Annotated in this window: 4 protein-coding genes; 2 read left to right on the top strand and 2 right to left on the bottom strand. The window is 46.4% G+C overall.

The window, feature by feature from the left end; all coding sequences use genetic code 11:
• Nucleotides 1-61: 61 nt before the first annotated feature.
• A complete protein-coding gene (locus EX191_RS02405) occupies nucleotides 62-6,217 on the bottom strand; it encodes a Calx-beta domain-containing protein (RefSeq protein ID WP_193447065.1) in 6,156 nt (2,051 codons plus the stop codon).
• Between the two features lie 402 nt (nucleotides 6,218-6,619).
• Here EX191_RS02405 and EX191_RS02400 point away from each other — a divergent pair, with 402 nt between their 5' ends.
• Nucleotides 6,620-7,936 (top strand): TolC family outer membrane protein, encoded by a 1,317-nt coding sequence (locus tag EX191_RS02400; RefSeq protein ID WP_048626423.1) that lies wholly within the window; start codon nucleotides 6,620-6,622, stop codon nucleotides 7,934-7,936.
• A gap of 2 nt (nucleotides 7,937-7,938) precedes the next feature.
• Nucleotides 7,939-8,553, top strand: coding sequence for an OmpA family protein (locus tag EX191_RS02395; protein WP_168187803.1), 615 nt, complete (start codon nucleotides 7,939-7,941; stop codon nucleotides 8,551-8,553).
• 87 nt (nucleotides 8,554-8,640) lie between these two features.
• Here EX191_RS02395 and EX191_RS02390 read toward each other — a convergent pair whose 3' ends face one another.
• On the bottom strand, nucleotides 8,641-18,084 hold the full coding sequence (locus EX191_RS02390) for a tandem-95 repeat protein (RefSeq protein WP_341480763.1): 9,444 nt from the start codon (nucleotides 18,082-18,084) through the stop codon (nucleotides 8,641-8,643).
• Between the last annotated feature and the right edge of the window lie 81 nt (nucleotides 18,085-18,165).

Here is an 18,165-nt window from a genome sequence, read left to right as displayed (position 1 = left end):
TACCGTATTATTAAATAAAAAAACGGAGCGAAAAAACGCTCCGTTTTTTATCTTTGGCCATCTATTCTCGTAATTGATCGAGATTAGAAATCAGACTATTGGCAATATCGGCTGCAGAGGCACCATCAAAGTTAACCTCTAGCTGTTGTCCATCTTTGTTGATGGTCAACGTCGAGTTACCTCCACTTTCAGTCACTTCAACGGAAATGTCATCCACACTGCCGCGATAGTCACCCGAACCAAGATCATCAAGCAAGGCGGAGATATCCGTACCACTCATATCATCAAATACATCGGTAAAATCAAGCTGATCCCCGTCACTGAAATCTGTCACGGTATCCGTTGCGGATTGCATTTCTGTCCATTTGAATACGTCATCACCTTCACCGCCAGTCAAGATATCATTACCTAAACCACCGATGATCAGGTCATTGCCTTCAGTACCAACCAGAATATCATCGCCATCTGTCCCCATAACCAGATTCAGATCCGAATTTAAGGCCATGGTTTGATAACCAAGCGCCGTGACAGCCTCTACCGTGACGTTCTCGAAATCAACCGCTACCGTAGCTTCGTTACTTACCGCACCATCAGTGTCGATTGCCTGATAAGTAAAGTCATCGTTCACATCAGTAAAGCTGGTAATTTCAGTCCCCACCAAGGTAAAGCCCGCTTTATCACTCGCGCTATCGGTTTCTGGAGTAAGTCGAATTTCATCAAAGCTCCCATTTGCTAACGCAACAGTAATAGAACCTTCGTGGTTGCTGGTATAAGTAATATCCGTTGAGTAAAACTGCTGAACATCAACAAGTGCACCATTTAGGAAGATGTATGCCGTTAACCATGCACCACCACTGTTGAAGCGGTCATTCAGACTGGCTAAGTTCAGTTTCGCTTCGTTTGCTGATAAATCCTCATCCAGTTCTAACGTAATATATTCACCAGTACTGATTTCATCACCCTGACCCGTTTCATTTGGCGAAACGACAACCAACCCGACCTGTTGATTCGCAAAATCGACTGAAATCTGAGCGTCGGAATCAAAGATGATGCTGTTGCCAATGGTGGTGATCTGACCTCCAGTGAACGTTAAGTTCGAGTTAGGAGGAGTGTAAGAACCAACCAAGATATCTTTCCCTTGATCTTCAAGAAGATCGGCTGAGTCAAAGCTCTGCTCCTCAAAGAAATCTTCAGTCAGACGATACTTAACCTCTGTGTTTTCAGGGAACTGTGTGGTTTCGTCTATAATGACTTCCTGTCCATTTCCATCCACATAATACAGTTCACCGTGTTCAGGAAGGCTAACGACCTGAATTAAAATATCATCATCATTTGCAGTAACTGCGTCATCTTCGAGATCTTCAACACGCTGTTCCCCAGACGTCGTTAATCCATCAAATTCAACATCCTGAACCGGGAAAATACCATTTTGAACATCGAGCGAAATGATGAAATCACGGGCTGTAGGTGGTGAGTTATCCACGATGGTCGCCAGACCAGTATCGCTGCCTTGCACTGCTCCCAAGCCAGTTACTGTAACGCTGAAATCTTCAGGGCCTTCGTACACACCGTCATCAATTGATTCGATGCGTAGATCAAATTCCGTCATACCTGCCGGCACCGTCACGATGCCACTGACAGGTACACTTACCCAACCTGAACCGGTGTTGTACTCTAGAGTGCCAAGGTCACCTACTTCTGTTTCATCCAGGTTCAGCGTTAACTGAACCTGGACCGCGGCTTCTGAAGCATTACTCAATGACACGGTAAATGTAGCGAAACTACCTTCATCAATGGTACCCGCATCCGAGATAGACACAGTTGGTCGATCGTCGTCCGTTTTAGTGCCATCATCCACAATGGTCGCTAAACCAGTATCGGTGCCCTGAACTGCGCCCAAACCCGTCACGGTCACGCTGAAGTCTTCCGGACCTTCATAAACTTCATCATCAATGGTCGCAATGCGCACATCAAATTCGGTAAGCATTGCTGGCACTGTTACGATGCCATCGACAGGCACAGCAACCCAACCTGCTCCGGTGTTATATTCTAGCGAGCCAAGATCATCCACTTCTGTTTCGTCTGGGTTTAAGGTCAACTGCACCTGGACTGTACCTTCCGAAGCATTACTCAATGACACGGTAAACGTCGCGATATCACCCTCATCTACGATACCCGCATCTGAGATAGATACGGTCGGGCGATCATCATCCGGGTCAGGACCAGGGCCGTTACCGCCGTCGTAAATAATGCCCAACGCAGTGTCAGTACCAAGTACTCCAGTTGCACCTTGCACTGCAACCGTGAAGGTTTCATCTCCTTCATACACATCGTCGTCCGTGGTTGGGACAAACAGTTTGAGATCGGTTTCACCTGCTGGGATAGTATACGTGCCATCACTGTTGGCGGTCACGACAGTTACTCCATCAGATAATGTCAGCTTAATAGCACCAATGTCGCCAGGCTCTGCCGTATTAGTTCCTCCTGTTGATGTGCTCAACCTTACCGTCACGTCAATATCGGCAGCCTCCGACAACCGGACGGTATACACAGCCTCAGTACCTTCATTCACGCCCACGCTATCTTCGACAATATAGACACTTGGACGGTCATCGTCTGGATCGGGACCAGGGCCGTTACCACCGTCGTAAATAATGCCCAGCGCACTGTCACTGCCTAGGACGCCCGTGTCACCTTGTACCGCCACAGTGAAGGTTTCATCCCCTTCGTAGACGCCATCATCTGTGGTTGGCACAGTGACTTTCAGCTCGTTCTCACCGGCGGGAATAGTATACGTACCGTCACTGTTGGCATTCACCACTGTCACACCATCAGCAAGGGTCACCACAAAGCTACCTATATCGTCCGCTTCCGCCGTGTTGCTGCCGTCGGTTGAGGTGTTCAACCTGACGGTCACATCGATATCGGCCGCCGCCGATAATCTAACGGTATACACAGCATCGGTACCTTCGTTAACACCCACGCTATCTTCAACGATGTAGACATTTGGACGGTCATCATCTGGATCGGGTCCTGGGCCAGTGCCGTCATCCACAATCGTCGCCGTGCCCGTATCACTGCCTTGTACTGCGCCAATGCCCGTTACCGTAACACTGAAATCTTCCGGACCTTCGTACACCGCATCATCAATGGAAGCGATACGCACATCAAACTCAGTCTGCCCGGCAGGAACCGTCACCACGCCATCGTTTGGTACTGTGACCCAGCCACTTCCCGTGTTGTATTCCAAGGAGCCTAAGTCTCCGGCTTCGGTATCGCCTAAGTTGAGGCCGAGTTCAACTTGAACACTCGACTCTGAGGCATTCGATAATGTGACTTTAAAGTTCGCCGTATCACCTTCATTAATGGTGCCAGCGTCGGTAATAGTCACACTCGGGCGGTCATCGTCTGGATCGGGGCCCGGGCCACTGCCGTCATCCACAATCGTCGCCGTACCTGTATCGCTGCCTTGCACCGCCCCAATGCCCGTCACCGTAACGCTGAAATCCTCTGGGCCTTCATAAACGGCGTCATCAATAGAAGCAATACGCACATCAAACTCGGTTTGCCCGGCTGGCACCGTCACCACACCATCGTTTGGTACTGTGACCCAGCCACTTCCCGTGTTGTATTCCAAGGTGCCTAAGTCACCGGCTTCGGTGTCGCCGAGATTAAGACCCAACTCTACTTGCGTTTCCGCTTCAGACGCGTTCGATAGCGTCACTTTGAAGTTAGCTGTTTCACCTTCATTAATGGTGCCAGCATCCGTAATAGCCACACTCGGACGGTCATCGTCTGGATCGGGACCTGGGCCACTGCTGTCATCCACAATCGTTGCCGTGCCGGTATCACTGCCTTGTACCGCACCAACGCCCGTTACCGTTACACTGAAATCTTCTGGACCTTCATAAACGGCGTCATCAATAGAAGCAATACGCACATCAAACTCGGTTTGCCCGGCTGGCACCGTTAGCACGCCATCGTTTGGTACTGTGACCCAGCCACTTCCCGTGTTGTATTCCAAGGTGCCTAAGTCACCCGCTTTGGTATCGCCTAAGTTGAGGCCGAGTTCAACTTGAACACTAGACTCTGAAGCATTCGATAACGTGACTTTAAAGTTCGCCGTATCACCTTCATTAATGGTGCCAGCGTCGGTAATAGTCACACTTGGACGGTCATCATCCGGATCAGGCCCCGGGCCACTGCCGTCATCCACAATCGTTGCTGTACCCGTATCACTGCCTTGCACTGCCCCAATGCCGGTTACCGTGACACTGAAATCTTCAGGGCCTTCATAAACGGCGTCATCAACAGAAGCAATACGCACATCAAATTCGGTTTGCCCGGCTGGCACCGTCACCACGCCATCGTTTGGTACTGTGAACCAACCACTTCCCGTGCTGTATTCCAAGATGCCTAAGTCTCCAACTTCGGTATCGCCCAAGTTGAGGCCTAGCTCGACTTGAACAGTAGACTCAGATGCGTTCGATAGCGTCACTTTAAAGTTGGCTGTCTCCCCCTCATTAATGGTGCCAGCATCATTAATGGTCACGCTTGGACGGTCATCATCCGGATCAGGCCCCGGGCCACTGCCGTCATCCACTATCGTCGCCGTACCCGTATCGCTGCCTTGCACCGCACCAATACCGGTCACCGTCACACTGAAATCTTCAGGACCTTCGTACACCGCATCGTCAATAGAAGCAATGCGCACATCAAACTCAGTTTGCCCGGCAGGCACCGTCACCACACCGTCGTTTGGCACCGTAACCCAACCGGAGCCCGTGTTGTATTCTAAGGTGCCTAAGTCACCCGCTTCGGTATCGCCTAAGTTGAGGCCAAGTTCAACTTGAACAGTAGACTCTGAGGCATTCGATAAGGTGACTTTGAAGTTCGCAGTCTCACCCTCATTAATGGTGCCTGCGTCGGTAATAGCCAAACTCGGACGGTCATCGTCTGGATCGGGACCTGGGCCACTGCTGTCATCCACAATCGTTGCCGTGCCCGTATCGCTGCCTTGCACCGCACCAATGCCCGTTACCGTAACACTGAAATCTTCTGGACCTTCGTACACCGCGTCATCAATAGAAGCAATGCGTACATCAAACTCAGTCTGCCCGGCAGGCACCGTCACCACACCATCGTTTGGCACCGTGACCCAACCACTTCCCGTGTTGTATTCCAAGGTGCCTAAGTCGCCGGCTTCTGTATCACCTAGGTTGAGACTTAGTTCGACCTCAACATCTGTAGCTGATGGATTCGATAAAGACACTTTAAAGCTGGCTAACTCACCTTCATTAATCGTCCCTGCATCGCTCATCGTTACCGTTGGACGATCATCATCAGGACTTAAACCAGACCCACTACCATCATCAACAATGGTTGCAATCCCAGTTGCAGGTGTACTTTGTTCTTCTGTGTTGCCAGAAAGCGTAAATGTTTCTGGACCTTCGAATATAGAGTCATTTATAGAGTCGAGAGAAACCGTAAAACCATTTTCACCTAACGGGACCGACACAGTAAAAATACCGTTGTCACCGACTGAGATCTCTTCTGTTGTACCATCGGAAAATGTTATGAGAACACTCTCGTTGACGTAGTCACTTCCGCTCTCGTCAGTAGATCCACCAGTCGCAGTCTGATCGAACAGAGAAAAAGTGATATTGATATTGTCTTCCGTTGGTTGGTTAAGTGTGATGTCGAAGGAAACTAGATCACCCTCATTGACAGTTGGGCTGGAAATCTCTTGAACAATTACTGTTGTAGGAACTGATATTGCTGTTGGTTCTGGTGGTTGTATTTGGAAAATATCGAGTAGCGTCTCTACCTGAGTACTTGAAAATCCTGTTCCGTCAGTTCCCACTGTCTCAAAATTGGTACTGGCGAGTAATTCAGCACCTGTGCGATCTATAGCCCCCGTATTTTGTGGGCTAGACCCGTTTCCTTCACCTGCAGCAGGATCAAACTCTTCACCCAGCTCAGTCGGGTCTTCCCCACTAGCAATTGCTTCAATTAACGCTGTGATATCATCAGTTACGTTTATCGAACTTCCTTGTGGTGTCACCTGCTCGATCACAAGCTCAGAAGTATCTGATACCTCATCAATTATTAACTCTCCTGGTTGAGGTAGTTGTCCCTCTTCTAGGGTCCTAATTTCCCCATCCAGCCCGATAACCACGATGTTGCCCATCAATGAGCTCAAAGTTACTCGATCCATATCTACCTCGCCCCACTTCAAACCAAGTCAAAAGTTTGTCACCCCTACATTTACGTCTATAGTTTAGTCAAAATCATCATTTTTTCGTTGTATGCGCAGCTCGTGGGATGCTTGATAACTCAAGGGGCGGAGTTATTCAAAAAGTATAGAGTTACGCTAGCTGCGAAACGCTATGATATTAAGAATTCAAGCTTTTCTCTGGCCTAAACATGCTGTGTTGCTGAGCAACATTTGCCATATGTGCTAAGGTTTAAAAAGGCGAAATTCTGGAATTTTTAAACAAAAGCCTAGTTTTAACAGTAGGTTGATAAATCCCTTACTCAAGCACTGTTATTTATGATGTTTCGTCTCAGTTATGAGATGAAATAGCAAAAAGCAACACGAATTTTTAGGAGAAATACCGTGAAATGGAACCGACTAAATATTGCTTGCTGCTGTAGTTTAATAGTGTCTTTACCCGTTTTCGGTCAAACTTTAGAGCAAGCCGTGGCATTGACGTTAAAAAACAATCCTGACATTAAGAGCGCATTTAACGAGTTCACCAGTCGAAAATACGTAAATGAAGCCTCTTCGGGCGCCTACTTACCTTCTATTGATTTAGATGCGGGCATTGGTTACGAGGGATTAGACCCTTCTGACGAGGTGGGACGTGGGGATACAGATTACACTCGAAAGGAAGCTTCGGTAACACTAACTCAGCTCATATGGGATGGCAGTGCAACCTTAAATGATATCGATCGTACCGCTGCCGATGCAGAGTCAGTTAGATTTCAACTTTTGGCCGATGCATCAGATAAAGCACTTGAAGTCACCAAAGTGTATTTAGACGCAGTAAAAGCTTACGAAATACTCAAGCTTTCTGAAAATAACTTGGCGGTTCACAAAGATATTTACGAAGACATTAAAAAACGAGTCAATTCAGGTATCGGCTCTACCGCTGACTTAACACAGGTAGAAGCACGTTTGGCAAAAGCGCACGGTAATTTGGCAGCTGCTCAAAATAATTTGTACGACTCTCACACTATGTTCACTCGTTTAGTGGGTCAAACCCCGCAAGGGTTGATCTTTCCAAGAGCGGATCAGAATTTCATTCCATACACCATTGATGAAGCGGTAGGTTTGGCATTTGAACTACACCCTGTCATTCAAGTCGCGCTCGCAGACGTAGACTCTGCTAAGTTTCAATACAAACAATCTAAAGGTGTTAATTACCCAACCATTTCCATTGAAGCTTCACAAACATGGCGTGACGACGCTGATGGCTTAAAAGGCCGCAGTGATGAGACACTTGCCATGCTACGTCTACGCTACAACCTATTTAATGGCGGCAGTGACGCTGCAAACTCAGAAAACTTCGCCTATCAGTTAAATAAAGCGAAAGACTTACGTGAAGGTGCTTATCGCAATGTTGAAGAAGGCTTAAGGCTTTCATGGAGCGCACTGGATTTGACCCTACAGCAAAAAGAGTTCCTGTCAGATCATGTAGACTCGGCATCTGAAACCGTTATTGCGTATGAAAAACAATATCGCATTGGTAAGCGAACACTGCTTGATCTATTGAATACTGAAAACGAACTCTTTGAGGCACGTAAAGACTACTTAGATTCTAAATACGCAGAGCAGTACGCCAAATATCGAGTGATGAACGCAACAGGTCAACTGTTGAGTGCATTAAGGGTTGAAATGCCTAAAGAATGGCTAGAAGAAGTGGAGTATTAATTATGAAATACATAACTCTTATTGCACTCTCATTGATGATTTCGGCATGCAGTTCATCCGATAAAGGCGATGAATATGATTATATTGATACGCCCATTGCCGATCAGTGGGCAGATCATCTTGATGATGATTCTGATGGAGTCATTAATGAGCGCGATTTATGTCCGGGTACTCCTTTAGGTGCCGAGATAGATAACGATGGCTGCGGTTCGTATGTCGACTCCTCACAAGAAATGCAAATTCGAGTCCTATTTGCGAACGATTCCGATGTTATAAACCCTATCTTTACGCAACAAATTCGTGAGTTGTCCGATTTCTTGAAAGAGTACCCAAATACGTCTATCGAGATTCAGGGCTATGCTAGTCGCACTGGTACTGCAGAACACAATCTCGACTTATCCAAGCGCCGGGCTGAGAACGTTAGAAAAGAACTCATGATGAATGGTATTAGTGGGGATAGAGTTACCATTGTGGGCTATGGAGACACAGTGCTTGCAACACAAGGCACCGACCAAGTGAGTCATGCGTTGAACCGTCGAGTCACCGCAACGGTGATTGGCCACAAAGGTGAGGTGAAGAAAGAATGGACCGTTTTCACTACACTTCCTAAGAGCTAACATCGCAATGAACTGATTTTAAAAGTAAAAGGTCTAGCAAAATGCTAGACCTTTTTTGATTTTCAATTTCACCTGTGGCTAGACATGCTACATGTCTTTGTATTGCGCTTCTAAACTTGCAATCAGACTTTGAGTCACATCATCGACACTTGCACCATCAAAATGGATGTCCAATGTCGAGCCACCTTTCGTAATACTCAAGTTCGCTTCCGAGCCGCCATCTGGTGCCACTTCTACGTGATACTCTCCGACATCACCAGTATGATCACCGGACTGAAGATCAGTAAGAAGCTCACCAACTTCATCTTTTGATAAGTCATCAAACAGATCGGAGAAGTCTAAAGTATCCTCATCTTTGTTGAAATCAGTAATGGTATCAACCTCGTTGGTCACTTCACTCCACTTAAAGATGTCAGAGCCCTCATCTCCCGTTAAGATATCATTACCTAAACCACCAATCAGAATGTCATCACCTTCACCGCCAACGAGTATGTCGTTACCACCCTGACCAAACAGTAAATCGTTGCCAGCACCACCAGATAAGTTATCCGACTTATCACCTTGGTGAGATTGGTTGAATTCTTCTAAGTTACTTTTAACGTATTCATGGATGTCTTCACCATCAATGGTAGAAACATCTTGACCCGTTTGCTGTGCCACATGTGATTGAATCGCACTCAAACCTTGCTCATTACCGCCAAATTCAATTAAATCACCCAGCAAGATATCGTCACCTTCTCCACCCTGAATAGTGTCTGAGCCTTGTTTTAGGGGTACATCTTGACCCAATATCGTTTCAGCAAGTTTAGTAACATCGATATCTGACTCTACCACACCATCAGTGTCATACTGCTTAAGTGTCTGTTCATCAACACCACTACCAAGACCTATCGACTCTACTGAAGACAATGCTGCTAACACTTGATACATATGTTGAGCTTGTGTTGAGCTGCCACCTTCATCGTAGTAACGGATAGAGCCATTATATCTGTCGATATCACCAAGGGCTCTGCCTGTTAGCGGTGAATATACTTGACCGTAACTATCTATAACGACGTCACCTTTGTAGGTAACCGTCTGTCCGTATGAATAACTACTGTTACTAACTATATCTTGCAGGGTAACAAGCTTGCCAGAATCATCGACATCCAAAATCACTTTCGAGAATTCATTCGGCGCTAAATGATAGAGATGCGTTGCTCTATTTGGTTGACCATCAGTAACAAAGTACGTGATATTTTGGCCATTAGGGTTAGGTTGACTGCTAAACCATTCAACAGCTGACTGTAAACCCGCCTCATAGTTTGTGCCGCCGTCACCCTCATCACCTATAGCACTATTCAGTTCTTTTACAAACTCATCTCTTGCTGTTGGAGAACTCAAGTCAACGGAAATAACTGCTGACGCACTTGAAGCAAACTCACTGAGGTGAATATTCACTGTTCCAGGCTTCTCACCCTGATTTGCAGCGCTTAACAGTTCATCAAACACATCTAGTACTTCTTGCTTCGCAGTTCCTACCCAGTTACCCATGCTCCCTGAAGTATCCAAAACAAAGGCGATGTTGTAGTCCTGACCCGCAATAATCTCCAATCCTTGGACATCGCCAACAATAATATCGTGATCGTCACTGCCCGTTATCTGATCGTTCCCATGTGAACCCGACTCTAGAACATAGTCACGAGCTGTAAGCGCAACAGACTCTGTTGTTGAAGCGGCATCATTATTTGCTTCTTCAACCGACGTCGCGGTAACGCTTAGTGGGAACTCTAGACTACCTTCATAATCAAACGGCACTCTGATATCTAAAGAGACCTTACCGTTAGCATCCAGGGTGACAAGATAACTACCGTTTGCGTCCTGATTAACGGCATGTCCATCGATATACAGCTCTACACCATCCGGTAAACCTTCCACAAAAACAGTTTGCGCCAAGCTTTCACTTCCATCGACATCAACCAAATCAACGTTAATATCAACGGGAATCCAACGCTCTTGAAGCACTTCATAGGTGCCGTCAGGCTTCAATTCAACGACTTTGTCTGCAAAAACAATTCGTTCAATTTCATATAAGTGATCACCACGATCATCACTACCTGTGTGGTCGTTTACCGAATCGATAGAACGATTATCTAGCAAAATCCAATATGGAACTTGACCTCCATGATCGTCTTTGAAGGTCATTTTGTAGTCACTGAAGTTTCCAGTTAAGTAAACCGTATCTTGGCCATCATAATCTGTAATAGTGGACGCATCATCACCATAGAAAGAGTCGTTATTACCACCGCCAATAAATACGTCATCACCGCCGCCACCATAGAAGGTGTCATTGTAATCAGTCCCAACGAATAAGCTATCGGTATCACTTCTATCGTTGTTGTCACCTAGCATCACTCCGGCGTATGAGTGATTTTTTTGCACGACATCATCCAAACCAAGATCAGCAGCGACGAGTTCATTCTCTGTAGGCGTTTTATCTATCGCAGAAGTGGCTAAGTTGTGATTAGGATCAACAGCATCTCTTTTTACTAACTCTCCAACATTAATCGTGATCGCAGGGGCATCTGCAACTGCGACAACGTTGATATCAAGCGTATTTGTTGCGCCAGTATTTGTGGTGTAATTAATTAATGGAACATCACCTGACCAGTGCTCGGTAGGTTCAAATACGTAACTACCATCTTGGTTTACTAAGAAAGTGCCACTGGTCAAAGATACGTTTTCACCTACCGCATAGTCAGTGCCATTAATAGTAATGTGATCAACCATCAGGGTGTTGTCGTCATCAAAGTCATTACGCAATACGTTACCCTGTAGCGAATTATCTTCGTTGGTCTTCCCAATATCACTTTCCGTTTCCGTCGGTAAGTTCTCATGTACTACAACATTGATCGCCAAGTTAGATTCTGCTGAATCACCATTCGCGCGTTCTGTACTCGTTGCCGTCAAATTGATTGTGAAGTCATCATGGGAGCCCGCAGGTGGAGTCACAGTAAGTGCATCTAATGCCCAACTTGTCACGTCCAGTTCTTCATCAATAGTTGCGACAGTAATAGAACTGTTTCCATCTGAAAGGATCGCACCTACAGGTAAGCCAGTTAGCGTGACTTTAAGTGATTCAGAGCCATCTGTATCATTTAAGCTTGCTTTAATTTCAGAGAGCGGTATCGCTGTATCTTGTAACCCTTCGTTCAGCTGGTATGTTTCGTAAAACGCAACACCATTAACTTCTTGTAGTTCAGACGTTCTGATATCAGTTGCTTCTAGTGCACTTTCATCACTAACTACGTAAAGACTGCTGTTGCTCAGATTGACAGGTGCTTGTCCATTAATGGATACATCCACATTAAAGTTACCCGGACCACTTTGGTTATGGTGATAAATTTCAATTGGATAAAAGCCAGATACCGAAGGGGTAAAGCTAGCACCCTTAATATCACCACTGTCACTACCCCAACGAGCTTGATCAAGTAACGCACCACCCAACTTGATTGCAAGGCTATCATCGGCTTGACCGACAAAGTCGTAACTCGAGCCAGCTTCGAGATAAACAAGAGATGTGACTAGAACGGCCTCATTTGCCAAGGTTGCATGAGTCCCTAAATCTTCCACATTTGCCCAACTCAATCGAGTACCATCGGCTTCATCAAGAGCGTTGATCGCTGAGATTAGAGTCTCTCCATTGACCCCCATACCATCACTAGAACCAACTTGAACATTACTCCATGTCGTAACGTTAAACTCTTGTTGGGGTAATGAGTTCTCGTGCGTCACTGCGATTAAGTTCGGTTTATCAGCGATAGGGTTTACGTCTATTGTCAGTGTTGACTCTTGACCGGTACTCTGTCCATCTGTTGGTTTAAAGCCAATTTGAGCGTAACTAGACTCCTGGTTTCCGACTTGATTTCCGCCGAAACTGTCACTGCCAGACTCATTTAATTCAGGTACAAAACGAACACTGTTTTCATCAAAGAGCGATTTATCAAGCACTTGATCGATTTGGACAGACTGCCAATCGCCCTGCGAATCTTTATACTCTAATGACCCATCGCTAGGAAGCGTTGTGATTTGGACGGAGAGCTCTGATACGTTAGAGTCCACATCGCTAATACCGAATGATGACCAATCAAGCATCACTTGGGTATCTTCACTCATCTCAACCGCGGAAGGCGAAGATTCAGGTGCATCATTCACATTTACCAGAGAAACATTGACCTCGGCAGTATCAATCCCGCCAGTTCCATCGATAACCTCAACCTGAAGCGTATAATCGCCCAAGTCAACATCATCGATTGTCTTGTTCAATGAAATCTCTCCGCTTGTCGGGTCGATATCAAAAATACCATTAGTGGTCGAGCCATCTGCAAAGCGGTATACAAGCACGTCATTATCGTGATCTTCAGCAACGACCGTACCAATAACGGACCCACTCACCGTGTTTTCGTTAACTGACCCGAAGTCGTAAACATCATCATTTGGTTTGTCACCAGCACTATCGCCGTCAGAAATAAACTCTGGAGCGTGCTGAGCATCTATAATAGAGACTGTTGCTTCATTCGAGTCACTTGCAAGCGTCGAATCTGCACCAACCGTATCAATTAGAGTCACAGTTAGGTTTTCAAGATCTTCGTAAATACCATCATCGAGAGTTTTTATATCAATCGGCGCCGACGTTTTACCCGCTGGAATCGTGACTGTGTACGTACTTGGAGCAATATAATCTTTGTCATCAACATTCCCGCCGATTGTGAATGTTACCAGTACATCTTCATCTGCTTTTTGGTCAATGTTGACGATAAATTTTGCATAACTACCTTCATCAACTGAGGATTGATCTGAGCTAATAGTCACTTTCGGTGCACTTTGGGCATCAACGATCACAACACTTGCGCTGTTATTTGAAGCAATGCTCGCATCAGCGCCATCCACCTCTTTAATGGTTACTGTGAAAGATTCTGCGCCCTCATAAATACCATCGGTGAGCGTCAGTAAGTCAAGAGCAGCTGAAGATTGACCCGCAGGAACTTCAACACTAAGAACGCCAACAAAATCTTTTCCATCTTGGGCCACGCCACTATATTCGACATGAACCGTAACGCTCTCATCTGCAACTTTATCAAGTGTCAGCGTAAAGCCTGCCGTTTCACCTTCATTTACGCTGTTTTGATCGGCACTAATACTAACTAAAGGTGCAGGATCAGAATCCACAATATTTGCGTTACCAGTTGCAATACCATTACTGGTGACACTACCGATTTCCGTAACCGTCAGACCAAAGCTCTCATCACCTTCATGGACATTATCTAGTTTGGTCGAGACTGCGACTTTAATTTCAGCGACACCTGGAGGTATAGTAACGTCTCCATTAGGCGCTATATCTAATGTTTGAGTTTGACCATGAGTATCCACATAGGTCACTACCATAGTGCCTAGATCAACATCTTCCGCAGTATAGCTATCATTTGTTGTTGACTTCAGATTGACGACAACGGCCTCTTGAACAGGGTTAGAGAGTAAAACGGTAAATATTGCGTCAGTTCCTTCAATGACATCGCCGGCATCTACTACGCTAAGTTCTGAACTATCATTATCAAGAACTGTTGCCGTCCCCGTTTCACCGCCGAGCTCAAGAACGATCGTTTCGCTGCTTTCCACAACCAAGTCATCAATAGTCGGAATCGATATTTCGAAGCTACTTATACCTGCAGGAACAATCAAGTAACCACCTAAGAAAACAACACCATTTGTGTAGGTTGCATTTGATAGATTTACGTCATTCTTATCAACTGAAGAACCTTGAGCAAGCATATCAACTTGGTACTTAACAGCAGTACTGGTGACTTCATCTAGAACAACCGAAAAAGTGACATTGTCACCCTCAGTCACGCTATCACCGACCACAGACAGACTTGGCCCATTTTCAGCAACATTACCACCTAGCATTTCATTAACGATATTGACTGTAGATGGATCGCTAACGCCACTTTCAGAGTCGACGGCCACATATCCAAAGCTGTCCTCTGCAGGAACACCTTCTACATAACGTAACTCCCAGTTACCTTCATTTTTCGTAGAAAAATCTAACTGAGTAATGACCGAACCTTCAGGAAGAGCTAGATCTTTCCCATAACCAACGCTTGTTTCTTGGAATAGCATGAAGTTGCCTTCAGGCTTCAAAAACTCGAACGTTTGAGTCTGTTGGACATTATTTGAATCTAAGTATGTAACCGTAATAAGCGCTGCGTTGTCATCACCGTAATCAAACAATCCACCTAGTCCATCTAGTCCAAGGTTTACGCTGCCCACAGGGTTATTAGACAAATCGATCGTAATTGTTTCACCCTTCTCAATACCCTGCCCATCATTGTCAGCGATACCATTGCCGATATGTGACACCTGGCGGTTGTACTGTGCAAGCTCACCGCTATCAGAAGAAATGGTGATAGAGGCTCCATTTGCTAAATGCTCAGTACGTGAATTTGATGGACCACCATCCTCACTTAATCCCCAGTTATTGAAATCTGTTGTAGATTCCGAGCCATTAGGCGTATTTGGACGATCTTTGATACCTAATAAGAAGCCAACATTATCAGCTTCATAGTAAAGACTGTCTTTGTCATAAAGCGTATCGCTTACTTCTTTAATTTCGTGCAACTCACCATCACTATCTTTAAAGAACAACGTACCTGAGGTTGGCAGTTCAGTAATTCGGACATGTAGATCGTTGTCTTTTAAGTCGTCTTCAACATCCGCGATATGATCTTGAGAGTCACCGCTACCCAGAGGTTTCGTATCGGTATCAAACACAACGTGCGTAAGCTGATCATCGGCCACATGCGTAAAGTCTTCACTGTCAGGTTTGTCGTTTACTGGCGTGACATCAACTTTAACAATGGTGGATTCACTGACACCACCGGAGGTGACGATATAGGTGAAAGTATCTTCACCATGATAGTTGTCGTTTGGCGCGTAAGTTACGCTACCGTCAGGATTGACCGAGACCGTGCCGTTAGCTGGGCCTTTATTGGTATCAAGCGACACTACTTTATCGTCGCCGTCAAACGTGTCGTTACCTAAGACCTTGATGATAGTTGGCGTGTCTTCAACAACCGTCGCTTTGTCTGCCACGATGTCCGCCACAGGCGCTACCGTGAAGTTCACCGTTTGACTGGCGCTCTCGCCGTTTGGATCGGTAGCAGTAAACGTTAGGATTTCTGAGCCGTTCCAGTCTGCGGTTGGTGAGATGGTCGCGATGCCATTTTCAATCGAAACCAACACGTTGCTGTTACCGGCTACTGAGAAGCTAAGCACGGAGTCGCTGTCTTTAAATGCGTCGTTTAACTCAATCGTGTAGGTCGCGAAATCTTCCGATAACACTTGATCTGCAATGGCACTTTCAACAATCGGTGCATCATTAACACGATTCACAACCAAGCTATCACTGTCGCTAGCCGTTGGATTAACACCATCCGACACTGACGCGCTGATAGTAAGGTCTTTAAGGTTGAGTTCATCGTTGTTAACCGCGTCAACACCCGCTTGAGTTAGCTTGACTTCATTGCCAACCAACACGAAGTAGCCGTTTGAGTTGTTTTCTAGAGAAATGGTTAATTGGTCTTCTGGCGTATCAGTATCACGAACCGTTAAGGTTGCGACTACCGTATCAGTGCTCACTGCATCTTCAGTGATGCTTTCCACGGCATCAACCTTGATGGTTGGTGCATCGTTTACTGGGTTAACGGTAACGGTCACCTTCGCTTGGTCAGTCAGCGAACCATCGGTGACGGTGTAAGTGATTTCAGCGTCACCATGGAAGTTCTCGGCCGGTGTGAACACCAGTTTGCCATCAACAATCTCAACCTTACCTTGCGCTTCAGGTACGGACGCTGATTGGATAGACAGTGTATCACCGTCCACATCGGTGTCGTTTGGCAGGACATCAATTGTCACTGGCGTGTCTTCGTCAGTAACAGCGGTATCATCTTTTGCCACTGGCGCATCGTTGACTGGCGTCACATCGACGTTCACCGTGGTGGATTCCGATACCCCGCCTGACGTAACGATGTAGGTGAAGCTGTCTGTACCGTGGTAGTTGTCGTTTGGCGTGTAAGTCACGCTGCCGTCAGGATTGACCGAGACAGTGCCGTTGGCTGGACCGTTGTTGGTATCCAGCGACACCACTTTGTCGTCGCCTTCGAACGTGTCGTTACCTAAAACTTTAATGATGGTTGGCGTGTCTTCCACAACCGTCGCTTTATCAGCCTCAATGTCCGCCACAGGCGCTACTGTGAAGTTCACCGTTTGGCTGACGCTTTCACCGCTTGGATCGGTGGCAGTAAAGGTTAGGATTTCTGAGCCGTTCCAGTCCGCGGTTGGAGTGATCGTGGCAATGCCATTGACGATCGCCACTTGAATGTTGCTGTTGCCAGAGACGCTGAAGGTCAGATCGCCATCAGCGTTATCTACATCACTGAAGGCGGTATTCAGATCGATGGTGTATGGCATAAAGTTTTGGTCTGCGATACTGCTTTCAACCGCAGGCGTGTCGTTCACCGCATTCACGGTGACGTTGACCGTCGCTTGGTCAGTCAGTGAACCATCAGTCACGGTGTAAGTGATTTCAGCGTCGCCATTGAAGTTCTCGGCCGGAGTGAAAACAAGTTTGCCATTCACCACTTCAACCGTACCCTGCTCTTTAGGTACAGAGGCTGATTCAATACTCAGCTTATCGCCATCCACATCATTGTCGTTTGTCAGAACATCAATAGTAACTGCGGTGTCTTCTTGTGTCGTAGCGATGTCATCTTTCGCCACAGGCGCATCGTTGACCGGTGTCACATCGACGTTCACCGTGGTGGACTCACTGACGCCCCCAGATGTGACGATGTAGGTGAAACTGTCTGTACCGTGGTAGTTGTCGTTTGGCGTGTAGGTTACGCTGCCATCCGGGTTGACCGAGACCGTGCCGTTAGCTGGACCGTTATTGGTATCCAGCGACACCACTTTATCGTCGCCTTCAAACGTATCGTTATCTAAGACCTTGATGATGGTTGGCGTGTCTTCCACAACCGTCGCTTTATCAGCCTCAATGTCCGCCACAGGCGCTACTGTGAAGTTCACCGCTTGGCTGACGCTTTCACCGCTTGGATCGGTGGCAGTAAAGGTCAACGCTTCAGAGCCGTTCCAGTCTGCGGTTGGTGAGATGGTCGCGATGCCATTTTCAATCGAAACCAACACGTTGCTGTTACCGGCTACTGAGAAGCTAAGCACGGAGTCGCTGTCTTTAAATGCGTCGTTTAAATCAATCGTGTAGGTCGCGAAATCTTCCGATAACACTTGATCTGTAATGGCATTATCAACTGTTGGCGCATCGTTAACACGATTCACAACCAAGCTATCACTGTCGCTAGCCGTTGGATTAACACCATCCGACACTGACGCGCTGATAGTCAGGTCTTTAAGGTTGAGTTCATCGTTGTTAACCGCGTCAACACCCGCTTGAGTTAGCTTGACTTCATTGCCAACCAACACGAAGTAGCCGTTTGAGTTGTTCTCTAAAGAAACGGTTAATTGGTCTTCTGGCGTATCAGTATCACGAACCGTTAAGGTTGC

Origin of the sequence: Vibrio chemaguriensis (assembly GCF_012275705.1) — a bacterium.
GTDB classification, from domain to species: Bacteria; Pseudomonadota; Gammaproteobacteria; order Enterobacterales; family Vibrionaceae; genus Vibrio; species Vibrio diabolicus.
Note: the sequence above shows the minus strand (reverse complement) of the source record. Positions and strands in the feature narration are given on the sequence as shown.